General features: G+C 53.3%; 14 protein-coding genes and 1 pseudogene. 2 read left to right on the forward strand and 13 right to left on the reverse strand.

Annotation, left to right across the window (positions count from 1 at the left end):
* Positions 1-86: 86 nt before the first annotated feature.
* Positions 87-1409, forward strand: coding sequence for a helix-turn-helix domain-containing protein (locus tag CBW65_RS02565; protein ID WP_087455460.1), 1323 nt, complete (start codon positions 87-89; stop codon positions 1407-1409).
* Positions 1410-1576: 167 nt separating this feature from the next.
* Here the strand turns inward: CBW65_RS02565 and CBW65_RS02570 are convergent, their stop codons facing one another.
* The 9 genes and pseudogenes from CBW65_RS02570 to CBW65_RS24700 form a co-directional block, all read right to left on the reverse strand.
* The gene (locus CBW65_RS02570) at positions 1577-1912 is read right to left on the reverse strand and encodes a pre-toxin TG domain-containing protein (RefSeq protein WP_087455461.1); all 336 of its coding nucleotides are present in this window, start codon (positions 1910-1912) and stop codon (positions 1577-1579) included.
* 85 nt (positions 1913-1997) lie between these two features.
* Positions 1998-2318 carry an RHS repeat-associated core domain-containing protein gene (locus CBW65_RS02575; RefSeq protein WP_087455462.1) on the reverse strand — a complete coding sequence of 107 codons (321 nt, stop codon included), beginning with the start codon at positions 2316-2318 and terminating at the stop codon, positions 1998-2000.
* 150 nt (positions 2319-2468) lie between these two features.
* Entirely contained in the window at positions 2469-3032 is a 564-nt protein-coding gene (locus CBW65_RS02580; protein ID WP_157721733.1) for a suppressor of fused domain protein, read from the reverse strand.
* 1 nt (position 3033) lies between these two features.
* Positions 3034-4665 (reverse strand): polymorphic toxin-type HINT domain-containing protein, encoded by a 1632-nt coding sequence (locus CBW65_RS02585; protein WP_087455464.1) that lies wholly within the window; start codon positions 4663-4665, stop codon positions 3034-3036.
* A gap of 348 nt (positions 4666-5013) precedes the next feature.
* Positions 5014-5481 carry an SMI1/KNR4 family protein gene (locus tag CBW65_RS02590; RefSeq protein ID WP_087455465.1) on the reverse strand — a complete coding sequence of 156 codons (468 nt, stop codon included), beginning with the start codon at positions 5479-5481 and terminating at the stop codon, positions 5014-5016.
* 15 nt (positions 5482-5496) lie between these two features.
* Entirely contained in the window at positions 5497-7719 is a 2223-nt protein-coding gene (locus CBW65_RS02595; RefSeq protein WP_087455466.1) for a polymorphic toxin-type HINT domain-containing protein, read from the reverse strand.
* A gap of 134 nt (positions 7720-7853) precedes the next feature.
* Positions 7854-8249 carry an Imm50 family immunity protein gene (locus CBW65_RS02600; protein WP_087455467.1) on the reverse strand — a complete coding sequence of 132 codons (396 nt, stop codon included), beginning with the start codon at positions 8247-8249 and terminating at the stop codon, positions 7854-7856.
* Between the two features lie 12 nt (positions 8250-8261).
* Positions 8262-15434, reverse strand: a complete 7173-nt coding sequence (locus CBW65_RS24025) for a polymorphic toxin-type HINT domain-containing protein (RefSeq protein ID WP_198299734.1) — start codon at positions 15432-15434, stop codon at positions 8262-8264.
* A 164-nt stretch (positions 15435-15598) separates the two neighbouring features.
* Positions 15599-15691, reverse strand: a pseudogene (locus CBW65_RS24700) (diguanylate cyclase); the annotation flags it as partial.
* Between the two features lie 26 nt (positions 15692-15717).
* Here CBW65_RS24700 and CBW65_RS24705 point away from each other — a divergent pair.
* Entirely contained in the window at positions 15718-15801 is an 84-nt protein-coding gene (locus CBW65_RS24705) for an IS3 family transposase (protein WP_232463503.1), read from the forward strand.
* Positions 15802-15887: 86 nt separating this feature from the next.
* Here the strand turns inward: CBW65_RS24705 and CBW65_RS02675 are convergent, their stop codons facing one another.
* From CBW65_RS02675 to CBW65_RS02690, 4 genes are all read right to left on the reverse strand, one after another.
* A complete protein-coding gene (locus tag CBW65_RS02675) occupies positions 15888-16256 on the reverse strand; it encodes a DUF5412 domain-containing protein (protein ID WP_087455468.1) in 369 nt (122 codons plus the stop codon).
* A 24-nt stretch (positions 16257-16280) separates the two neighbouring features.
* Positions 16281-16766, reverse strand: coding sequence for a hypothetical protein (locus tag CBW65_RS02680; RefSeq protein WP_087455469.1), 486 nt, complete (start codon positions 16764-16766; stop codon positions 16281-16283).
* A 62-nt stretch (positions 16767-16828) separates the two neighbouring features.
* Positions 16829-17929, reverse strand: a complete 1101-nt coding sequence (locus tag CBW65_RS02685; protein ID WP_087455470.1) for a diguanylate cyclase — start codon at positions 17927-17929, stop codon at positions 16829-16831.
* A 100-nt stretch (positions 17930-18029) separates the two neighbouring features.
* Positions 18030-19364 (reverse strand): S-layer homology domain-containing protein, encoded by a 1335-nt coding sequence (locus CBW65_RS02690; protein WP_087455471.1) that lies wholly within the window; start codon positions 19362-19364, stop codon positions 18030-18032.
* Between the last annotated feature and the right edge of the window lie 193 nt (positions 19365-19557).

Consider the following 19557-nt stretch of genomic DNA (forward strand, 5'->3'; position numbering starts at 1 on the left):
GAGGTTGTTTAGTTTGTGTATCCCTTTTGTTTATAGTGTGGTATATACTAGATTTATTGCAAGTGGAGAAACGGAGGTTGGATGCTGTGGAAAACGGGACGGTCGAGACGATTGGTCAGAAGATTAAGCGTCTGCGTTTGGAGAAAGGCATGACGCAGGGGGAAGTTGCGGACGGGTTTGTGACGATCTCGATGATCAGCCAGTTGGAGCGGGATCGGAATACGGCGTCGGTGGAGCTGCTGCAGCATTTGGCGCGTAGACTGCAAGTGCCTTTGCATGAGCTGGTGGAAGATGAAGTGGAGCAGATGGAGAAGGCTTGTCTGCAGAAGCTGGTGAAGGTGTATTTGGAGACGAAGCAGCCGACAGAAGCGGAGCCGCTTTTGCTGAAGCTGCGGGGGCGGTCGGATCTGTCGCAGGCGGAGACGATTGAACTGACGGTGGAGATGGGCGAGTGTTTGTACCAGCAAGGGCGGTATGAGGAGGCCATGGGGGAATTGTTGCCGCTGGCGGAAGAGTTGGAAGCGGTGAACTATGATGATGCTCATGTGCTGGCGTTGGTGCGGTATACGGTGGGGAATGTGTATTATGGACTGCAGAGCTATACGAACGCTTTGTATAATTATAGGAAGGCGTTCGATTACACGTTTCGTTTTGGCACGTTTGATGTGATGGCTGCGCGGATTTCTTATAATGTAGGGATCACGCTGCAATTGATCGGTCATGCGGAGGAATCGATTTATTATCTTGATAAGGCATATGGCGTTTTCCAGCATCACGACGATCTTTACAAGCTCGCAGCTACAATTTTTGCTCAGGGCATCACGTATCGAAACATCAAGGATTATAAGCGTGCAGCGGATCACTTCAGCCATGCAAAAGGGCTTTTCAATGCTCTGAATTTACGACAGGCCACTTTCAAGGTTCAGCGTACGATTGCTTCAACGATTACAGCGAAAGAAAATCCCGCATTGGCTGTTAAGCAGTTAGAGGACTGCATCCCAGCTTTTCAGGAAGAGAAGGACTTTTCATCGCTCATCATGATCTATGCGAAGCTGGCGGAAATCCATATCTCACAGAACAACCTGGACGATGCGCTCCGAGCGTTAGCTTTAGGAGAAGCAACGATTAAAGAAAATGATCGCGAAATGACTCAAGATGCCGGTGTTTGCTTCCAGATTTACGCGAAGTGTCATTTGAAAAGCGAGAACTTCCATAGCGCGATAACTTATGCTTTAAAATCAGCCTCTTTGTTTGATACAATTGGTTTATTAACAGATCAGGTCTGCTCGTTGCAAATTGCTTGTGACGCATACACAGCACTTGATGATTTCAAGCAAGCCTTTTTGTTGGAACGAAAGTCTAACCTGCTGTTACTACAAATGAGTGGAAAGAGGGAGAGCATCATATGAAACGATTGATGTGTGTTCTTTTGCTTGCAGGTCTTGTTTTTGGAGTCGGGTCTTCCCTATCCGACACGCAACACTTGGCATCACTTGAGCCCCCGATTGGGCCGCTTGTTATTGCGAATAGCTAATGAAAGAAACCACCTACCCCAGTGGAGTAGGTGGTTTCTTGTTTACCCCTTGATCAATTCATTAACTTGAGGTGTGATGAGCATATTTGGAAATTGTACAATTCGACGATTTATACCGAAGCACTTTACCCTTCTATCAGGTTTCGGCTTCCAAACTTTTATATCATCCGCTTTTTTCGCCAGCTTCAGTGCTGTTCCTGCAGCTATGCCGGCAGCAAGACCTGCCTTAAGGACTCCTCCGCCTGGGATGATGGCAGTGGCACCTGCGATGGCTCGATCCCAGAAGCCGAGCTTTTCACCTGTAATCAGATCGTAGCCGGTGATGGCTTCGACGGCAGACTTGATATTGCCTAAGACTGATGTGGAGTCGACGCCCATCGCGCGATGATCTGGAACATGGTCGTTATCTCTGCTGGTGACATGCCTGTCTTCTCGAGCAGGGCCGCGATCCGGCCGTCTTTATTCATCCACGACGGGAGCGACGGCGGTTGCCCCAGTCGTCGGGGTTGGGGGAGTAGCCGCAGCGGAGGTCACCGTTGTCGTCTTCGTAGCACGGCGCATGGCCGCTTGGGTCGGTGATGTTGATCGGGTTGTTCAGGGCGTACGCATAACGGTTCAGCGTCTGCGGGAGATCGCCGAGACCCGTCCAACTGTCTTGTGTCGTGAAGCGTCCGACAGACGGGCTGTACCAGCGGGCGCTGTAGTCCATGAGGCTTGCTTTGATGTCATAGCATTTGTTGGTCAGACCAACTTGGTTGTACGGCGTCCAGAACTGGTTAAACACGCCGCCGAACGATCTAGCGGTCTAATCAGCACTTACTCGAAGTATTTGGACATGCATAAGAAAAGCTGATGCCTGTTTGTGCAGACATCAGCTTTTTTTAAGACTAGGATTTAGCTTCTGGTGTCACCAGTTTTACAAACCTTTCAATTATCAAAAGATACTCTTACGACCAAAATCGACCAAGTCAGGGTCAGAAACTTCAAGTTCACTTTCAAAAGCGTCCCAACCGAATTTTTTTATATAGTCTGATTCTTCTCGTGTTATCGGGACTAACCATGATTGAACAAACGAGGACCCGTCAGATATAAATGTTTGAAAAGAGTCTGGAAAATATACTGGAATAGTTACATACAGTGCTTCCAAACTTGAAGCTTCAAACAATTCCCCATAAGGGCCAAATAGATCCCCTCGTAGTATTGCTTGTTTATTTCTTAGTGCATTTAATCCAACATATTGAAGGATCGAAGGAATATTCTTATCCCCGAATGATGAGTATGTGACTAAGAATATCTCCTGTCTTATTTCTTTATTGGATACTGGAGAGCGCAGTGGTTGATTGCTTAATCCTAATGTGGAATAGGTAACCGTCCCCGAGAAAGGGCCTCCACTATATTTTACAACTTGGAATGGAAGACTCTCTCCCTTGTCATCTGTACTCCACCCGTATTGGATTTTCCCCAGATGTTCTTCTAGAAATTGAACGTAGTTATTCATCTTACCTCCTATTCCCTGCACTTCTATTGCAAGAAGGACACTCGAGATCAACGCCATCCTGGTAGTTGTCCAAGACTTCCTTCCGAGTGACATCCGCTGGAAACTCGCGTTTTGTCCAAGGTGGGGTATGATTGATATCCCAATCACGGTCTTGGCCTGAAAAAGGTTTTACAGTCACTTCTTTGTTACAGGTAGGACATAATTTTCCACCATTAGGTCCTGGTTTAGCATTATCCCACGCTTCTCGTACCGTTCCCTTTCTAAAGCCACCGCGAGAAGTAACTTGTCCTTTTTCATTTGTACCTTTCAAGGTAGTTAAAACTTGGCCAGTCCCCTTAATCTCACAAACCTCATTATGCACCCAAATCTTCAAATCCGACACAAAGTACGAATGGAATTTCTCTACGCTGAAGTTGTAGACTTTGGTCTGTTTCTTCTCAACCTCAATCTTCTGAATCTCCAGCAACATGCCCGAGGCGGTTTCCAGTTGGTCGCCGGGCTGGAGGTTGACGGTGCGGAACCAGCCTTTGTTGTTGACGTAGAAGGGGTGGTCGTCGGTGGCTTCAACGGTTTGGTTGTCGAAGGTGATGGTATAGACTTCTTCTGCAACGCGGCTGAAAGTACCTTCTACTGATTGGTAGGCGACTTCTCCGGTGACTTCGTCTTTGGCGAGGACTTTGTCTCCCGTTTGAATCTCTTCGATCGGCTTGGGTCCTTCTTCGGTCTCGACGAGGGTTCCTTCTGGGAAACAGTTACACGTCTTCTTCGCGACTTTGGCGACTTTTATTGCGGTGGCGGCTGCCACACCTGCGGCGAGGCCAACTTTCAGCGCTCCTCCGCCTGGGATGACGGCGGTGACGCCGGAGGTGACTCGATCCCAGAAGCCGAGCTTTTCACCTGTAATCAGGTCGTAGCCGGTGATCGCTTCGACGGCAGACTTGATGTTGCCTAAGACCGGTATGGAGTCGACGCCCATCGCGATGAGTTGGAACATCGTCGTTATCTCTGCTGGTGACATGCCTGCCTTTTCGAGCAGGGTCGCGATGCGGCCGTCTTTGTTCATCCACGGCGGTAGCGGCGGCGGCTCTACTTCGTCCGGGTTCGGCGGGGGCGGCGGTGGTGGCGGGTACCAGCCATCATCGTTGCTGCCTGCTCCACCGCCGCCTCCGCGGTTGCCCCAGTCGTCGGGGTTGGGGGAGTAGCCGCAGCGGAGGTCGCCGTTGTCGTCTTCGTAGCACGGCGCATGTCCGCTTGGGTCGGTGATGTTGATCGGGTTGTTCAGTGCATACGCATAACGGTTCAGCGTCTGCGGGAGATCGCCGAGACCCGTCCAGCTGTCTTGCGTCGTGAAACGGCCGACAGACGGGCTGTACCAGCGGGCGCTGTAGTCCATCAGGCTGGCTTTGATGTCGTAGCTTTTGCCGGTCAGACCGACTTGGTTGTACGGCGTCCACAATTGGGTGAACACGCCGCCGAACGCATCGTAGCGGTACTTCAGCACTTCGCTGCCGAGGTAGTCGGTCAGGTCGGTGACGTTGCCCATGCCGTCATAGTGGTAGAACAGGTGGTGCCCGCGGTCGCGCAGGTTGCCGAGGTACCCTTGCTCTTTGCGGCCTTGGAAGCCAAACATCATGCGGGAGACGACTTGGTCATCCGCACCACGGTAGTACTGGGCAAATGTCTCGCCGGTCGCACCGTTGTACTCGCTGAGCAGGTTGTTACCGTCGTAGAGGTAATTAGAAAACTCTGAAAACAGGAGTTAGTTCTTAATCACACCGCCCTGTGCCGATAGCGCTGCCTCTTCCATTGCTGTCGCCGCTATTGCCAGTACCATTATTATTTCCGCATTAATTATGCTCTCTAGTTACTATACCCGGACAAATTAGTATAGGCTCTTGATCAAAGAGCCTACATCAATACTAACGAGGGGTGCATTAGTAAAAGGCCTGATGAGTAGTTAATAACTCATCAGGCCTTTCATCTAAATAAAGTAGTTCGGCTCTGTATCCATGCGTCTTAGAAATTCTTCTAAGTTGTTAGCGATTACTTTCCCAAAGTAATAAATTTTGCAATCGCTATTATCTTCTTCTTGGCTTAAATCCATTGTTAAATATGTCCCTTCCGAAACCTCGAAAAATATAATTGAATTTACATTATCGTAAAGTTCACGATCTGGATCAAATTCATAAATGTCTTCCCCGAGTCTAAAATCAGCAACACTCATTGGATCCATGAGCCTATTAAAACCTTGTTTGCTTTGATTACATAAAAACCCATAACCTATTTCTAGGTAAAATGATCGTAATTCCCCAGGGAAAACCCGAGAAATTCTTGATTCAGCTTCAAGAACTTCAGATTCTTGTAAACTGTAAAAAGAATGTTTCCACTGGCTGGGGTTGTCTTCTTTCTCGTTCAGGACGTATTTTTTGAGGAAGGAAAAATCAGCCATAAAACTCTCGACCTCCTATTTGAATATTTCTCTTATTACACCACCTGATCTATGAATTCCACCTTGATGTTCATTTGGAAAAGCTGCTGGATGCATATTCCACCACTCATTTGGTCCACCAAAACTACTTTCAATGATATGGTGGGCATCGTAGTTATCTCCTGCTTTTCTCAAAGTCTTACCGTTTTTTGATAACACATGTTGAGTATAAGTTGGCCATTTTTGTCCTGTGTTTTGTTCCCAATCTGCTATGATCTCACTTCTTTTATTATTGAAGTCTTGCCTATGGATAAGTTGCTCTTCTTGGGTTAACTTAGTGTAGTTGCTAGACTGTAACGATTCCTTTAGTAACTTCCTTTGCTCAGAACCTATCGCAGTACCAGTGTTATTCTCAACATCACGAACATATTCCTTGTACTTAAGCGCCTCGATTGAACAAACACCAGTATTATGCGTCCAGACCTTCAGATCAGACACGAAATACGAATGGTAGTCCGTCACGCTGAAGTTATAGACCCGAGTGGTTTCTTGCTTCACTTGGATGTCTTGGACTTCAAGGGTCATGCCTAATGCAGTATCGAGTTGGTCACCGACCTTGAGGTTCTTGGTACGCACCCAGCCGTGGTTGTGGACGTAGAAGGGGTGCTCGCCGGTGGTGGTCAGCGTTTCTGTGCCTACTTGGATAGTATATATCTCTTCGGCATCTCTTTGGAAGGTGCCGTTGACTTCTTTGTATGCGACGGCTCCGGTGGCGTCGTCTTTGGATAGGACTTTCTCGCCGACCTCGATCTCTTCGATCGGCTTTTGGCCGTTCTCCGTCTCGATCAGGGTGCCGGCGGTGAAACAGTTGCCGCAGCCCATTGGGACGTCGACTAGTTTCCGCTCCAGACTCACCGCTTTGTCGAGGGCTTTGGCTGACTTCATGCCGGCTGAGAGTGCGTTCTTTAAGGCTCCTCCGCCTGGGATGAGGGCTGTGACGCCGGAGGCGGCGCGTTCCCAGAAGCCGAGCTTTTCACCGGTGATGATGTCGTAACCAGTGATCGCTTCGATGGCAGACTTGATGTTGCCTAAGACCGGGATCGAATCTACACCTGCGGATAGCAGTTGGAGAATGATCGACATCTGTTGTGGTGATATACCTGCCTTCTCGAGCAGAGACGCGATACGACCGTCTTTGTTCATCCACGGCGGGAGCGGCGGCGGTTCTACTTCGTCCGGATTGGGCGGCGGGAGCGGGTCTGGAGGATACCAGCCGTCGTCGTTGCTGCCTGTACCACCGCCGCCTCCGCGGTTGCCCCAGTCGTCGGGGTTGGGGGAGTAGCCGCAGCGGAGGTCGCCGTTGTCGTCTTCGTAGCACGGCGCATGGCCGCTTGGGTCGGTGATGTTGATCGGGTTGTTCAGGGCGTACGCATAACGGTTCAGCGTCTGCGGGAGATCCCCAAGACCTGTCCAGCTGTCTTGTGTCGTGAAACGCCCGACAGACGGGCTGTACCAGCGGGCGCTGTAGTCCATGAGACTTGCTTTGATATCGTAGCTTTTGCCGGTCAGACCGACTTGGTTGTACGGCGTCCAGAGCTGGGTGAACACGCCGGCGAACGCATCGTAGCGGTACTTGAGCACTTCGCTGCCGAGGTAGTCGGTCAGGTCGGTGACATTGCCCATGCCGTCATAGTGGTAGAACAGGTGGTGCCCGCGGTCGCGCAGGTTGCCGAGGTAGCCTTGCTCTTTGCGGCCTTGGAAGCCAAACATCATGCGGGAGACGACTTGGTCATCCGCACCACGGTAATACTGGGCAAATGTCTCGCCGGTCGCACCGTTGTATTCGCTGGGCAGGTTGTTGCCGTCGTAGAGGTAATTGGTCAACTCTTGCTTGAGGTGGTAGTTCTTGATGACACCGCCTGTGCCTGCGGTGGTGCCACTTGCATTGCTGTTGTTCCCATTTCCGTTGGCGTTGCCTTTGCCGTTGCCCGGGTTGGGATTTTTGTCGTGTCCGTAGGCGTTGCCTTTGTTGCCAGCTCCGCCGGTTGCGGTGCCTGTGCCGCCTTGGCCCATCGAGGCGCCGGGGCCGTTCAGGTCGTAGTACTGCTCTTCGCGGGACACTTTGCGGCCAAATGCATCGTAGTCGTAGTGGACGTACGTCTGATCCGGGTAGTTGACTTCGGTGAGCAGGTTGTCCGCGTTGTATTTGTAGTTCGCAAAGTCGTACTCTGTGACTAGGGAGTCACCATCGATGGACATTTGCTGAGTTCTCTTGAAATCTTTACACCGTAGTTATAGGCTATGGCCATTTTATTTTCGACCTCAAAGGTTTAGAAAAACCTTGAGAAGCAGATAGCCTCTCAAGGTTTTAATTTATTTACTGATATAGATTACTATTCAGGTGTTTCACTAATATATCCGGTAACCTCTTTTACAATCCCAAAATCCGCAGTTAGATTTATCTCTACAGTGCCACTTATACAAACTTCGAATTTGCCATCTTCATTTTTCTGAATTTCTATATTCCCGCGGTACTTTCCCCCCGATGATTTAATCATAATTTCCGTGATGTCAACAAATGCAAGTTCCACAAAAACTGTATTATAACCTAAACTGATCCACTTGGACGGTGGAATATCAGCAAACCTCGGCATGTTGAAGAAGACTGTAAACTTCCTCCCATCGTCCGAAAGTTTGATCTCAGCCATCCTTACATTTAAAAGTTTTGGGACTTCTCCTGCATATAGGCTTGATAAAAATTTATTTCTTTGTAAAAATTCACACCACATAACATCACCCCTTTACTTTTTAAATGGATAGTGTTCCTTTGTACCTGCAACTTTACCCGTACGAGTATCACCTGCTGGTCTAACATTAAAGTGCGGCCCTTGACCACCTTTTTCATGTCCAGCCCCATGATCTTGAATAACTATTTTTTCTCCTTTCGTATTTGTAAAATGATATTCTCTGGTTTCAATGATGCCCCCATTTTTATCCTTGATAACATGCCCACCCTCATATTCAGCAGTACGCATTTCCTCTCGTGTTACCGCTTGCGGTTGTTGTCCATTTGGTATATCTGCATCTCTTTTTGCTGCACGAAAGGCTGCATTTCTACTTAGAAGATCGCATTTTTCATTATGCACCCAGATTTTCAAATCCGAGACAAAATACGAATGGAAGTTCTCTACGCTGAAGTTATAGACTTTGGTCTGTTTCTTTTCAACCTCAATCTTCCGAATCTCCAGCAGCATACCAGAAGCGGTTTCCAGTTGGTCCCCTGGCTGGAGGTTGACGGTGCGTACCCAGCCTTTGTTGTGGACGTAGAAGGGGTGGTCGTCGGTGGCTTCGACGGTTTGGTTGTCGAAGGTGATGGTATAGACTTCTTCTGCAACGCGGCTGAAAGTACCTTCTACTGATTGGTAAGCGACTTCTCCGGTGACTTCGTCTTTGGCGAGAACCTTGTCTCCCGTTTGGATCTCTTCGATCGGTTTGGGGCCGTCTTCGGTCTCGACTAGGGTTCCTTCTGGGAAACAGTTACACGTCTTGCCCAGCAAGGCGGCATCCTTGGTCCTTCGTTCGAGGTTGACCGCTTTGTCGAGGGCTTTGGCTGACTTCATGCCGGCTGAGAGTGCGTTCTTTAAGGCTCCTCCGCCTGGGATGAGGGCTGTGACGCCGGAGGCGGCGCGTTCCCAGAAGCCGAGCTTTTCACCGGTGATGATGTCGTAACCAGTGATCGCTTCGATGGCAGACTTGATGTTGCCTAAGACTGGGATCGAATCTACACCTGCAGATAGCAGTTGGAGAATGATCGACATCTGTTGAGGTGATATACCTGCCTTCTCGAGCAGGGACGCGATACGACCATCTTTGTTCATCCACGCCGGGAGCGGCGGCGGTTCTACTTCGTCCGGGTTGGGCGGCGGGAGCGGGTCTGGAGGATACCAGCCGTCGTCGTTACTGCCTGTACCACCGCCGCCTCCGCGGTTGCCCCAGTCGTCGGGGTTGGGGGAGTAGCCGCAGCGGAGGTCGCCGTTGTCGTCTTCGTAGCACGGCGCATGGCCGCTTGGGTCGGTGATGTTGATCGGGTTGTTCAGGGCGTACGCATAACGGTTCAGCGTCTGCGGGAGATCGCCGAGACCCGTCCAGCTGTCTTGCGTCGTGAAACGTCCGACAGACGGGCTGTACCAGCGGGCGCTGTAATCCATCAGGCTGGCTTTGATGTCGTAGCTTTTGCCGGTTAGACCGACTTGGTTGTACGGCGTCCACAATTGAGTGAACACGCCGCCGAACGCATCGTAGCGGTACTTGAGCACTTCGCTGCCGAGGTAGTCGGTCAGGTCGGTGACGTTGCCCATGCCGTCATAGTGGTAGAACAGATGGTGCCCACGGTCGCGCAGGTTGCCGAGGTAACCTTGCTCTTTGCGGCCTTGGAAGCCAAACATCATGCGGGAGACGACTTGGTCATCCGCACCACGGTAGTACTGGGCGAACGTTTCGCCGGTCGCACCGTTGTATTCGCTGAGCAGGTTGTTGCCGTCGTAGAGGTAATTGGTCAACTCTTGCTTGAGGTGGTAGTTCTTGATGACACCGCCTGTGCCTGCGGTGGTGCCACTTCCGTTGCTGTTGCCGTTGTTCCCATTTCCGTTGCCACGGCCGTTGGCGTTGCCTTTGCCGTTGCCCGGGTTGGGGTTTTTGTCATGTCCGTAGGCGTTGCCGTTGTTGTCAGCTCCGCCGGCAGCCGTGCCTGTACCGCCTTGGCCCATCGAGGCGCCGGGGCCGTTCAGGTCGTAGTACTGCTCTTCGCGGGACACTTTGCGGCCGAATGCATCGTAGTCGTAGTGGACGTACGTCTGATCCGGGTAGTTGACTTCGGTGAGCAGGTTGTCCGCGTTGTATTTGTAGCTGACTTGGCCGTACGCGGTCATTTTCGAAGTCAGGTTGCCGTTGGCGTCGTAGGTGTAGCTGTCACCGTCGACGTCGGTCAGGCGGTTGGCTTTGTCGTAGCTGTAGGTGACAAGGCCGTAGTCGTCGGTCATGCTGGTGCGGTTGCCCGCTGCGTCGTAGGTGTAGGTGACGCGCTCGACCGGGTTCAGGAAGAAGTCCGGGTCTTCCGGGACGTAGTTGGCCGGATAGCCCAGCTCCTGCAGGATCTGCGGCGAGTAATCGCTGATGTCCGTGCCGGTGCGCTTGTTTTTGCCGTACGCGTGGCCGTTGCCGTTGCTGTTCGGATTTTTGTCGCCGCCGTTGCCGTTGCCTTTTCCGTTGCCATTGCCCGGCGTGTCGGGTTTGCCGCCGGAATTGCCGTTTCCGCCGCCGTTACCGTTGCCGCCGCCGGGGGTTTTGACTTCACCGTTGCCGGCGTTGTTGCCGCTTTTGGCTGCTTGCGGGACGGTTGGGGCCGCGGTGTCGACATCGCCGGAACCGTCTGCGCCGTCCGGGAAGAGCTTGCTCAGCGGCGGGGTGTAGTAGGTGTTGCGAATGGTTTTGATTTTTTCGATCGGGTAAAGCGCTTCGACTACGCGGTTCAGCTCGTCATAGGTGAACTGGGTCACCGCGCCGTCTTCTTCGGTCTGGGTCAGGATGTTGCCGAGACCGTCGTAGGTGTAGTTGAACGTCGACAGCACGCCGGTCGTCGTCTTCGTGTGGATCTTGGTCGGACGGCGGTTGTGGTCGTAGGTGTAGGAGGTGACCGTCTGGTCGCCGCCTTTGATCTCCGTCACCTGGCCGTACGGGTCGTACGTATACGAGGTGACCAGGCCTTCCGGGTCGGTCATCGACTGGATCTGGCTGCGCGAGTCGTAGGTGTAGGCGATGACGCGTCCTTCCGGGTCGGTGAGCTTCGTGCGGTTGCCAACTGCGTCATACTCGTACGCAACCGTTTTGCTCAGTTGCGGGTTGGTGACTGCGGTGATGCGGTTGAGCTGGTCATACGCGTAAAGTTCTTCCAGCCCGCCGTTTTTCGCGCGGGTCAGGCGGCCGATCTCGTCGTATTCGAAGACGGACGGCGTCTCGCCTTGGTTTTGAATCTGAGTCAGCAGTTGGCGCTCATCGTACACATACTCGGTACGCTTGCCGAGCGCGTCGATGCGGGCCGTCTGGTTGCCCATTTTGTCATACTCAAAACGGGTGATGCCGTTTTCACCGTCTTTTTCAGACGTGACGTTCGACATCGCATCGTACGTCCAGACGGTGGTCTGGCCGAGCGGGTCGATCTGCTCGGTCTGGTTGCCCATCGCGTCGTAGCGGTAGGCGGTGACGCCTTTTTTCGCATCGGTGACGGTGGTCAGGCGACCCAGTGCATCATACGCGTAGGACGTTGCCACGCCGTTGGCATCGACCATGCCTGTCACGTTGCCCATGGCGTCATAGGAGGTGGTGGTGACCTTGCCTTCGCGGTCTTTCACTGCCACTTCGCGGTTGGACGCATCGTAGGTGTACTCTTTGGCCACCCCGTCATGGTCGATCTCGCGCAGCAGGTTGTTTTCCCCGTCGTACTCGTAGCTGGTGGTAAAACCGCCCGTGTCGGTCGTTGCGGTCAGGCGGTTCAGCTTGTCATACGCCAGCTTCGTCTCGCGGTTCATCACGTCGACGATGCGGGTGAGGTTGCTGTTCTTGTCGTATTCATACGTCGTCTGCTGGTTGAGCGGATTTTTCACCGCGGTCAGACGGTTGGCATCGTCATAGACGTAGCTCCACGTCTGCTCCAGCTCGTTGGTGCGGGTGAGCAGGTTGCCGTTCTTGTCATACGTCAGCGCCGTCTTGTAGCCTTTCGGATCGGTCACTTCGGTCAGACGGCCCAGCGCGTCGTACTGGTACTGGGCAAAATGGCCGCGCGGGTTGGTCTTTTTGGTCAGACGGCCCAGCGTGTCATACTCAAATTTCGTCTCGCCGTTGCCCGCGTCTTTCTGCAGCATGACTTGCCCGACCAAATTGTACTCGGTGCGTTCGGTCGCGCCGTTGGGCAAGCGAACTTCGGTAAAGCGGCCTTGCGGGTCATACGTGTAGGTGGTGACGCCGTTTGCTTTGTCGGTCACCGTCAAAACGCGGCCCAGCGCATCGTACGTGTAGCGCGTGGTGTGTTTGAGGAGGTCGGTTTCCGAGGTGAGCTGACCCAGCGCGTCGTAAGCAAACGCGATCTCGCCGTCCGGCGTGACCGTCTTGGTCAGGCGGTTGGCTGCGTCGTATTCATAGCGCGTCTCGTGATTGCGGGAGTTGGTGAACGACACCAGATTGCCCGCTGCATCGTATTGGTAGCGCACTTTCAGGTTCTCGTCTTTGACCACTTCGGTGGTGCGGGCGGTCAGGTCGTAGTTGTAGGTGACCTTGTGCCCTTTCGGATCTTCCACGCCGGAGAGACGCCCGGCATCGTCGTAGCTAAAGGTATAGACGTTGCCCAGCGGATCTTTTTGCGTGAGGATCTGCCCGGACGGGTTATAGGTGTAGGTCGTCGTCTTCCCGCGCGGGTCTTTGGTCGAGAGCAGCTGCCCTTTTTTGTCATAGGCATACTCGGTCTCGCCGCCGGCTTGGTTGATCTGCTTTTTCATTCGGCCGGCTTCGTCGTATTCGTAACGGGTGGTTAAGCCGCCAAACGTCTCGGAGGTCTTGTTCCCCGTCACATCATACGTGTATGTCGTGGTGCGGTTCAGCGGGTCGGTGACCGACTCCAGCTGCCCGATGACGTTGTATTTGTAGCTGGTCACGCGCCCTTCGGCATCGGTGACGGTCAGCGGGTTGCCGAGGTCGTCGTAGGTGTAGGTCTCGGTGCGGCCGGCCTGGTCTTTCTTGGTCAGCACCTGGCCGTCGGCGTCATAAGTGAAGGAAACGCTTTGGTTCTTGGCATCGGTGACCGTCTCCACGAGACCTGCCGCGTTGTAGGCGTATTTCGTCTCCTGCTGCAGCGGGTTGATCTCTTTGGTCACGCGGCCCAGCGCGTCACGCTCGTAGCGCGTGGTGCCTTTGGGCGTGGTGAGCGCGGCGACGTTGCCGTAGATGTCATACTCATAAGTGGTGGCGATGACGCCGGTGCCGGATTTGCTTTCCAGGCGACCGTTTTCATCCCATTTGTAGGTGACGGTGCGTCCGCCCGGATAGGTGGCCGAAGCCAATTGCCCCAGCGGCGTATAGGTGTAAGCGGTGGTGCGGTCGCCCGGTTCGATTTTTCTCGCCAGTTGACCCAAGTCGTTGTATTCGTACTCGATGAGGTTGTTTTGCTCATCGTACTCACGGACCAGGCGGCCTTTGTCATACTCGGCCCGCGTCTTCAGCCCCATCGGGCCGGTGGTGACAGAAGGCTTGAGGTTGCCGCCTTGATACTCCATGGTTAAGCTTTTGCCGCCCGGGTATTTCACTTCCTTCAGACGGTTGGAGTTGTCGTACTGGAAGGTGGTGACTTGCCCTTTGGGATCGGTCATGTCGGACAGTTCTGCATAGTCGTTGTAGTCAAATGTCGACACGCGGTTGGCGTTGTCTGTGCGGGACAAGACAACCTGCCAGAACCACGACACTTCGTTGGTCGTGACTTTGCCGCTCGGCTCTTTGACCGACTGCACAGCGCCACGGTCGGTGTAGGTGTATTCCCAAACTCCGCCCGGCTGTTCGACGCGGGTCGGCTTGTCAAACACCGCGTGGTACTGGATGCGCGTTTCGCGTCCCATCGGCTCGACGCGGCGGGTCATGTTGCCTTTCGCATCGTATTCCATCGTCGTGGTGCCTTTGGGCGTCGTCAGCGACGTGACTTTGCCGTCCGCGTTGTACGCGTAGGACGTGGTTGTGCCGTCCGGATCGACTTTTTGCGTGATTTTCTTGTTCGCGCCAATTGTGTAGAGGGTGCGATGTCCGTCAAAATCGGTGCGGGTCACTTGGTTGCCTGCATAGGCGTAAGCGTAGATCGTGCGTTTTTTCGCATCTTTGATCGCGGAGACTTTGCCGCCGCTGTATTCGAAATAGGTCGCCACGCCGTTTTCCGCACGCGAGGTGATGCGGTGGCTGCCATCGTAGGTGTATTCCACCTTCGAGCCGTCCGGACGGGTGACTTTCGTTAAGTTTTCATTGGAGTCATAGCCATAATAGTAAACCAGTCCGCCGAGATCGGTGACGCTGTAGACGAGGGACGAAGCGCCCTGGTAGCCAAACGCCAGATAGGGGCGGGTGTTGCCTTGCAGTTTCTTCATCCTGCCCTGCTCATCATAGTCGATGAACATGGTCAGACCGGTTACATTGTCCGCGTAGCGCAGCAGTTTGCCTGCTGTCTTCGGCGCGTCGGTGCGCCACTTGGCGTAGTAGCCGTGGAACGCGTAGTTCGTGCCGCCCAGCGGTTCGCGGAGCAGATAGTCGGTCGGCCCGCGGCGGACCAGCTCCTTTTTGTTGGAGGCGTCTTGCGCCGCATAGCTGCCGAGGTGCAGCGGATACCAGATCGTATCATCGCCGTCATACGTCTCGACGATCATGTCGGGATCGTTTTTCGTGTAGACGTACGATTCGGTCGTGCCGTTCGCTTGCAGGTCTGCCATCGCAAAATCAGCGAAGATCTGCAGACGGCGCTCCTGCGGAATCGACCAGCCGTGGCCGAACATCGTCTCGTTGTCCGTCTTGTCACTGGTGTACGAGCGGGCGATTTCCAGCTTCGGCCCATATGACGTATAGGAAAAATCAGTTTCGGTCAGCACCAACGCCCCGGTGGCGATGTTGACCGGCTCCTGCGGCGTCACCGGGGCAGGATCTGCCACATCGACGATCGGCGTGTTGCCCGTGCCGCCGGTGGTGTGGTTTTGTCCGCTGACGGCGGAGCTCATGATCTCCCCGGCCGGGTCGAAAGTCTGGCCGTTTTCCGGCAGCCAATCGAGCAGCGGGTCCCACTCGCCTCCCGTTGCCGCAGCGCTGGCCGGTGTGGCAAAGCCCTGGAGCAGGGATGTCACGACAAGCGTCACGATCATAAAGACCGATAGCGCCTGCCGTTTGAGTCGTTTACCCATTCCTTTTGTCCCTCCCATGATTAGGTATAGATAGGTAATAATGCCTACTATCTTTTTCGTCATGGGGTGACAAAGTCCTATAGAGGAATTAGCCAAATTTAAAAAAGAGCCAAATCCGCATTCACAAGCAGGAGTTGGCTCTTTGTAGGGCAAGCAGGCGAGATGCCGAATTGGGCGAGGACGGCATCTCCGGCGGGGTGGCCGTAGGTGTCGTTGATGCGCTTGAAGTAGTCGATGTCGATTAAAAGGAGCGCAAGCGGCCCAAAGAAGAATTGAACAGTATATTCGCTTCTACAACCATGAGCGTGGCCAACGAAAATTCAACAAGCTGACGCCTGTTGAATACAGACGTCAGCTTGCGGTCTAACTAGGTGTTTTTTCTGTGTCGTACAAAATCGTGGCTTGACTACCCCAATGGAATAGATTGAGAAGTTTCACACGCTAACCTCCCCTTTAGTTCATTTCCTTTCGCCAATCGTACTTGTCCTTCCTTACATCCAGTTTGTGCCCGTTTATGACTACGGTATGTTCGTCGGTCCAAACTGCTTTTACATCTTCCCTGCGGTACTCCCAATAGATATTTTCTCGCTCGTTCGTTTCAGCGGTCACAAGCTCTCCTCGGATACTAAAATCAGTCGTTGCTCCACCGTTGACCAAGTAAAACTCAATTGTGTATGTCATGTTCGGGGAATTCGTTTGGCTCAAGTACTCTCCTTCAGGCAACCGATTCATCGAATAGAAGAAGTAATAGACGGTAAAAACGAGTGATACTATTACCAAAATCAAAAACGTCATACATCCCAGTAGAAATTTCCTCTTCAACTTATCCCCCCCTTAACTCAAACGCTAGGAAGATGTGGTATACCTTACCACTTCCCGCCAAACGTCTAGGAAGTCGGAGGCGTTGTCCTTGTTTTCCTTGTAACTGATGCGGGAATCGAGATACCCTTGCAGAATTCCTTCCAACTTAGTCAGGTATTGCTTCATCTCGCTCTCGGGGCCACCTGACAGGAGGAATCTGCCGATCGCAGCATTGGGAGGGTGGTACCCGGATGCCGGAATAAGTGAAGGGTCTTTGATATCTTGGTTTAAAAGATCCGCTTCACGCGATAAGGCAAACGTTTCGGCCTCCAAACGGGCAAGAGCTTGCACATTCCCCGTCTTCTTATACGCGGCAATATCAAGTAACGTGAGACTGATTGTACTGAACAACTGAGCATGGCGTTGCGACTGGTACTCGGAATGAACTTTATACTGCCAATAGATGACACATGTTTGTCCGAGTATGATGAATATTAGGATAACAAAAAACGCACGCCTGACTTTGATCATGTTCAAAACCTCCAAGATAGAAGAATACTCCCTGTTACATACAGGGAGTATCATGTCTGTATTCATCCAGCAAACTGCACCTGATTGCGGCCAGCGTGTTTGGCGAGATAAAGCGCCTCATCCGCCTGCTTAATCAACTGCTCGGTCGTCTGCCCACTCCCTTGCAGTTGGGAGACGCCGACTGACACGGTGATGTTGATACGCATCCCATCTGGCAGCACAAAGGGTCGCTCCTCTACCGCACGACGAATCCGCTCGGCGATCTGGGACGTCAGCGCACGGTCGCATCCGGGCAAGATCACGCTGAACTCTTCCCCGCCGTTGCGGGAGATGATGTCGACCGCGCGGCAGCTCTCGGCGAGCACTTGGCCGAGCTGGGCGAGGACGGCATCTCCGGCGGGGTGGCCGTAGGTGTCGTTGGTGCGCTTGAAGTAGTCGATGTCGATCAAAAGGAGCGCCAGCGACTGACGCTGCTCGGTCGCTTTTTGCACGGTGAGGTTGATCGCTTTATCAAAGGAACGGGCGTTGTTCAAACCGGTGAGGAAGTCGATGCTCGCCGTCTCCTCCAGGTCGGCAACGGACGCGTTCACGCGGCGCAGGAACAGGATCAGCATGCCGGAGATGATCAGGGCTGTCCAGGAAGCGATCCAGAAGGCGGGCATGATCACCGACCAATACAGGGTGTGATTGAGCACGAACATATAAAAATGCACCGATATATAAAGAGCTCCAAACAGGTTCGCCAAGAGCGCTTTTTGGATCAAGGTTAGACTGGTTTTGCGGATCAAGAACGTGAAAAGAATCATGAAAAACAATCCGGCACACGCCCACAGCGAGGACTCCGTGACCGGGTACAAGGTCAGACGGAAAAAGGTCACGATCGCTGCAGCGAAAAACGCGGTGAGCGGACGACCGATTAAGGCGGCCAGCAGGACCGGGATGTAGCGCAGGTCAACGATGACCGGCGGGATCTGCACCGAATACGCCATGAGGAGCACTCCGATGCCGCCGACGACAGCGCCGGTGGTGATCTGGCTCAACAAGCCTGCATCAGGAGCAAACGGCTTGTATCTGCGCGCCATCGAAGCGGAGCCTGCGAGGAAGATCATCGAGATCAAAATGCACATGTTCACGAACAGACTGCTGATAAACGTGAGAACCAAGGTTCGCTCCCCTTTCTTATCAATTCTTTAGTCTGAGTTGATTGTACGATAAATCCCCATAAAAAAACACCACCGATTCGCGCGGAACCGGTGGTGTTTATTAGTTGGAAGACACGCTCAGATTGGTCGCTTCGATCACGCGGGCGATGATGCTTTTGTTCAGTGCATAGCCGCGGTTGAATTCCCGTTCCATCGCCAGTTCGGAGAGGTAATAGTCGGCGTTTTCAGCTTGCAACGAAGGCAAGCCCGGCACCCCTTGCAAGGCAGTCAGAAGCGCTGCGGCGTCATCCGCATCGAGCGCAGCGTTTGCACTCGTCAGCGCGGTTACCAGTGCTGCATTGCCCGTGTTGACGATCGTGACGACTCGCTGGATGTCTGCGAGGGTCTTCGGAGTCGGAAGCGCGTCGATCCCCTGCATGTAGAGGTCGGCGAGCACCGCTTGCGGGTAGGTGATGCCGGCATCTTTCAGCACGTCGATCAGTCCGGCCGGGTCGTTGGAGGATACCACTTCTTCGATGGTGAGCACGTTGACCACATCGATGGTCTGCTGCATCTCGACGCGGGTCAGATCGCGGTTGACTCTGTACTGCTTTTTAAGCAATGCATCCATGTACAACTCCTGGGTCGGTTCGAAGGAGCTGAGATGCTGGAAACTCTCGTCCTTCAAAGCGGCAAGCAGTTGAGCCGTCGGACTGTTGCGGATGACGTTATTTAGAGAGGTGAGATCCTCCAGAGTGTCCGTTCCGGTGCCTGTGCTCGGCTGGGTCGGCTCAGGGGTTGTGCCCGGTTCCGGTTGCGGCGCAGTCGGGTCTTGAGGAGCGCCGACCAGCGCGGTAAAGTTGGCAGCCATCACGGCAACCTCTTGGCGGGTCGCTTGGCTTTGCGGGTTGAAGTTGGTGCCGTCGCCGCGCATGAGCTTTTTCTCGATCGCGGTCTGGACGTACGCTTTGGCCCAAGAGGAGATCTTCTTGTGGTCGGCTACGGTCAAGGCGTCTGCTTGTCCGGCCGGGTCGATGTCTGCTGCCTTGACGAGCAGGACGGCGAGCTCTTCGCGGGTGATTTTGTCATTCGGGCGGAACACAGCGCCGTCGCCGAGCATCACGCCCGCATGTTTCACCGCTTCGATCTGCTTCCAGCCCCAGTCGTTCGCTGTCACGTCGCTGAAGGTGATCTTGGTGGAAGCGGTCGTGTCCAGCTCCAGCAGCTTGACGAGGATCGCAGCTGCTTCCTGACGGGTAATGGCATCGAGCGGACGGAAGTTGTTGTCGGTGCCGCCTTGCATGATGCCGCTGTTGCGGGCTTCCAGCACCGCATCATATGCCCACGGGGCGATCTTGCCGGAGTCGAGGAAGTTGGCAGATGCTATGGTGGCAGTTAATCCAGCGAACGTGGTAACGAGCAGTGCGCTGGCGAATACTTTCGAAAAGGTTCTCATGCAGAAGCCTCCAATAGTTGATTTGAAAGAAAAAGAAAAAGAAAAATGGGAAAAAGTTGTATACTATCATAATATTCCTAGTTGATCGTGCTGGGCAAGTTGTTTTTAATAACATTGTAAAGAAGATATAAGTTCTATTTAGATGAAGGAAGCCACCTGACACTGAACAGCGCGGGTGGCTTCCTTCTTTTGT

Source organism: Tumebacillus avium, from assembly GCF_002162355.1.
In the GTDB taxonomy this organism is placed as follows: domain Bacteria; phylum Bacillota; class Bacilli; order Tumebacillales; family Tumebacillaceae; genus Tumebacillus_A; species Tumebacillus_A avium.

What these genes read in the sequence shown, in the direction of transcription:
- CBW65_RS02680 (WP_087455469.1), bottom strand. Translation starts at nt 16,766, where the DNA reads ATGATCAAAGTCAGGCGTGCGTTTTTTGTTATCCTAATATTCATCATA.
- CBW65_RS02600 (WP_087455467.1), bottom strand. Translation starts at nt 8,249, where the DNA reads ATGTGGTGTGAATTTTTACAAAGAAATAAATTTTTATCAAGCCTATAT.
- CBW65_RS02595 (WP_087455466.1), bottom strand. Translation starts at nt 7,719, where the DNA reads ATGTCCATCGATGGTGACTCCCTAGTCACAGAGTACGACTTTGCGAAC.
- CBW65_RS02570 (WP_087455461.1), bottom strand. Translation starts at nt 1,912, where the DNA reads ATGGGCGTCGACTCCACATCAGTCTTAGGCAATATCAAGTCTGCCGTC.
- CBW65_RS02690 (WP_087455471.1), bottom strand. Translation starts at nt 19,364, where the DNA reads ATGAGAACCTTTTCGAAAGTATTCGCCAGCGCACTGCTCGTTACCACG.
- CBW65_RS24025 (WP_198299734.1), bottom strand. Translation starts at nt 15,434, where the DNA reads ATGGGTAAACGACTCAAACGGCAGGCGCTATCGGTCTTTATGATCGTG.
- CBW65_RS02590 (WP_087455465.1), bottom strand. Translation starts at nt 5,481, where the DNA reads ATGGCTGATTTTTCCTTCCTCAAAAAATACGTCCTGAACGAGAAAGAA.
- CBW65_RS02580 (WP_157721733.1), bottom strand. Translation starts at nt 3,032, where the DNA reads ATGAATAACTACGTTCAATTTCTAGAAGAACATCTGGGGAAAATCCAA.
- CBW65_RS02585 (WP_087455464.1), bottom strand. Translation starts at nt 4,665, where the DNA reads ATGATGTTTGGCTTCCAAGGCCGCAAAGAGCAAGGGTACCTCGGCAAC.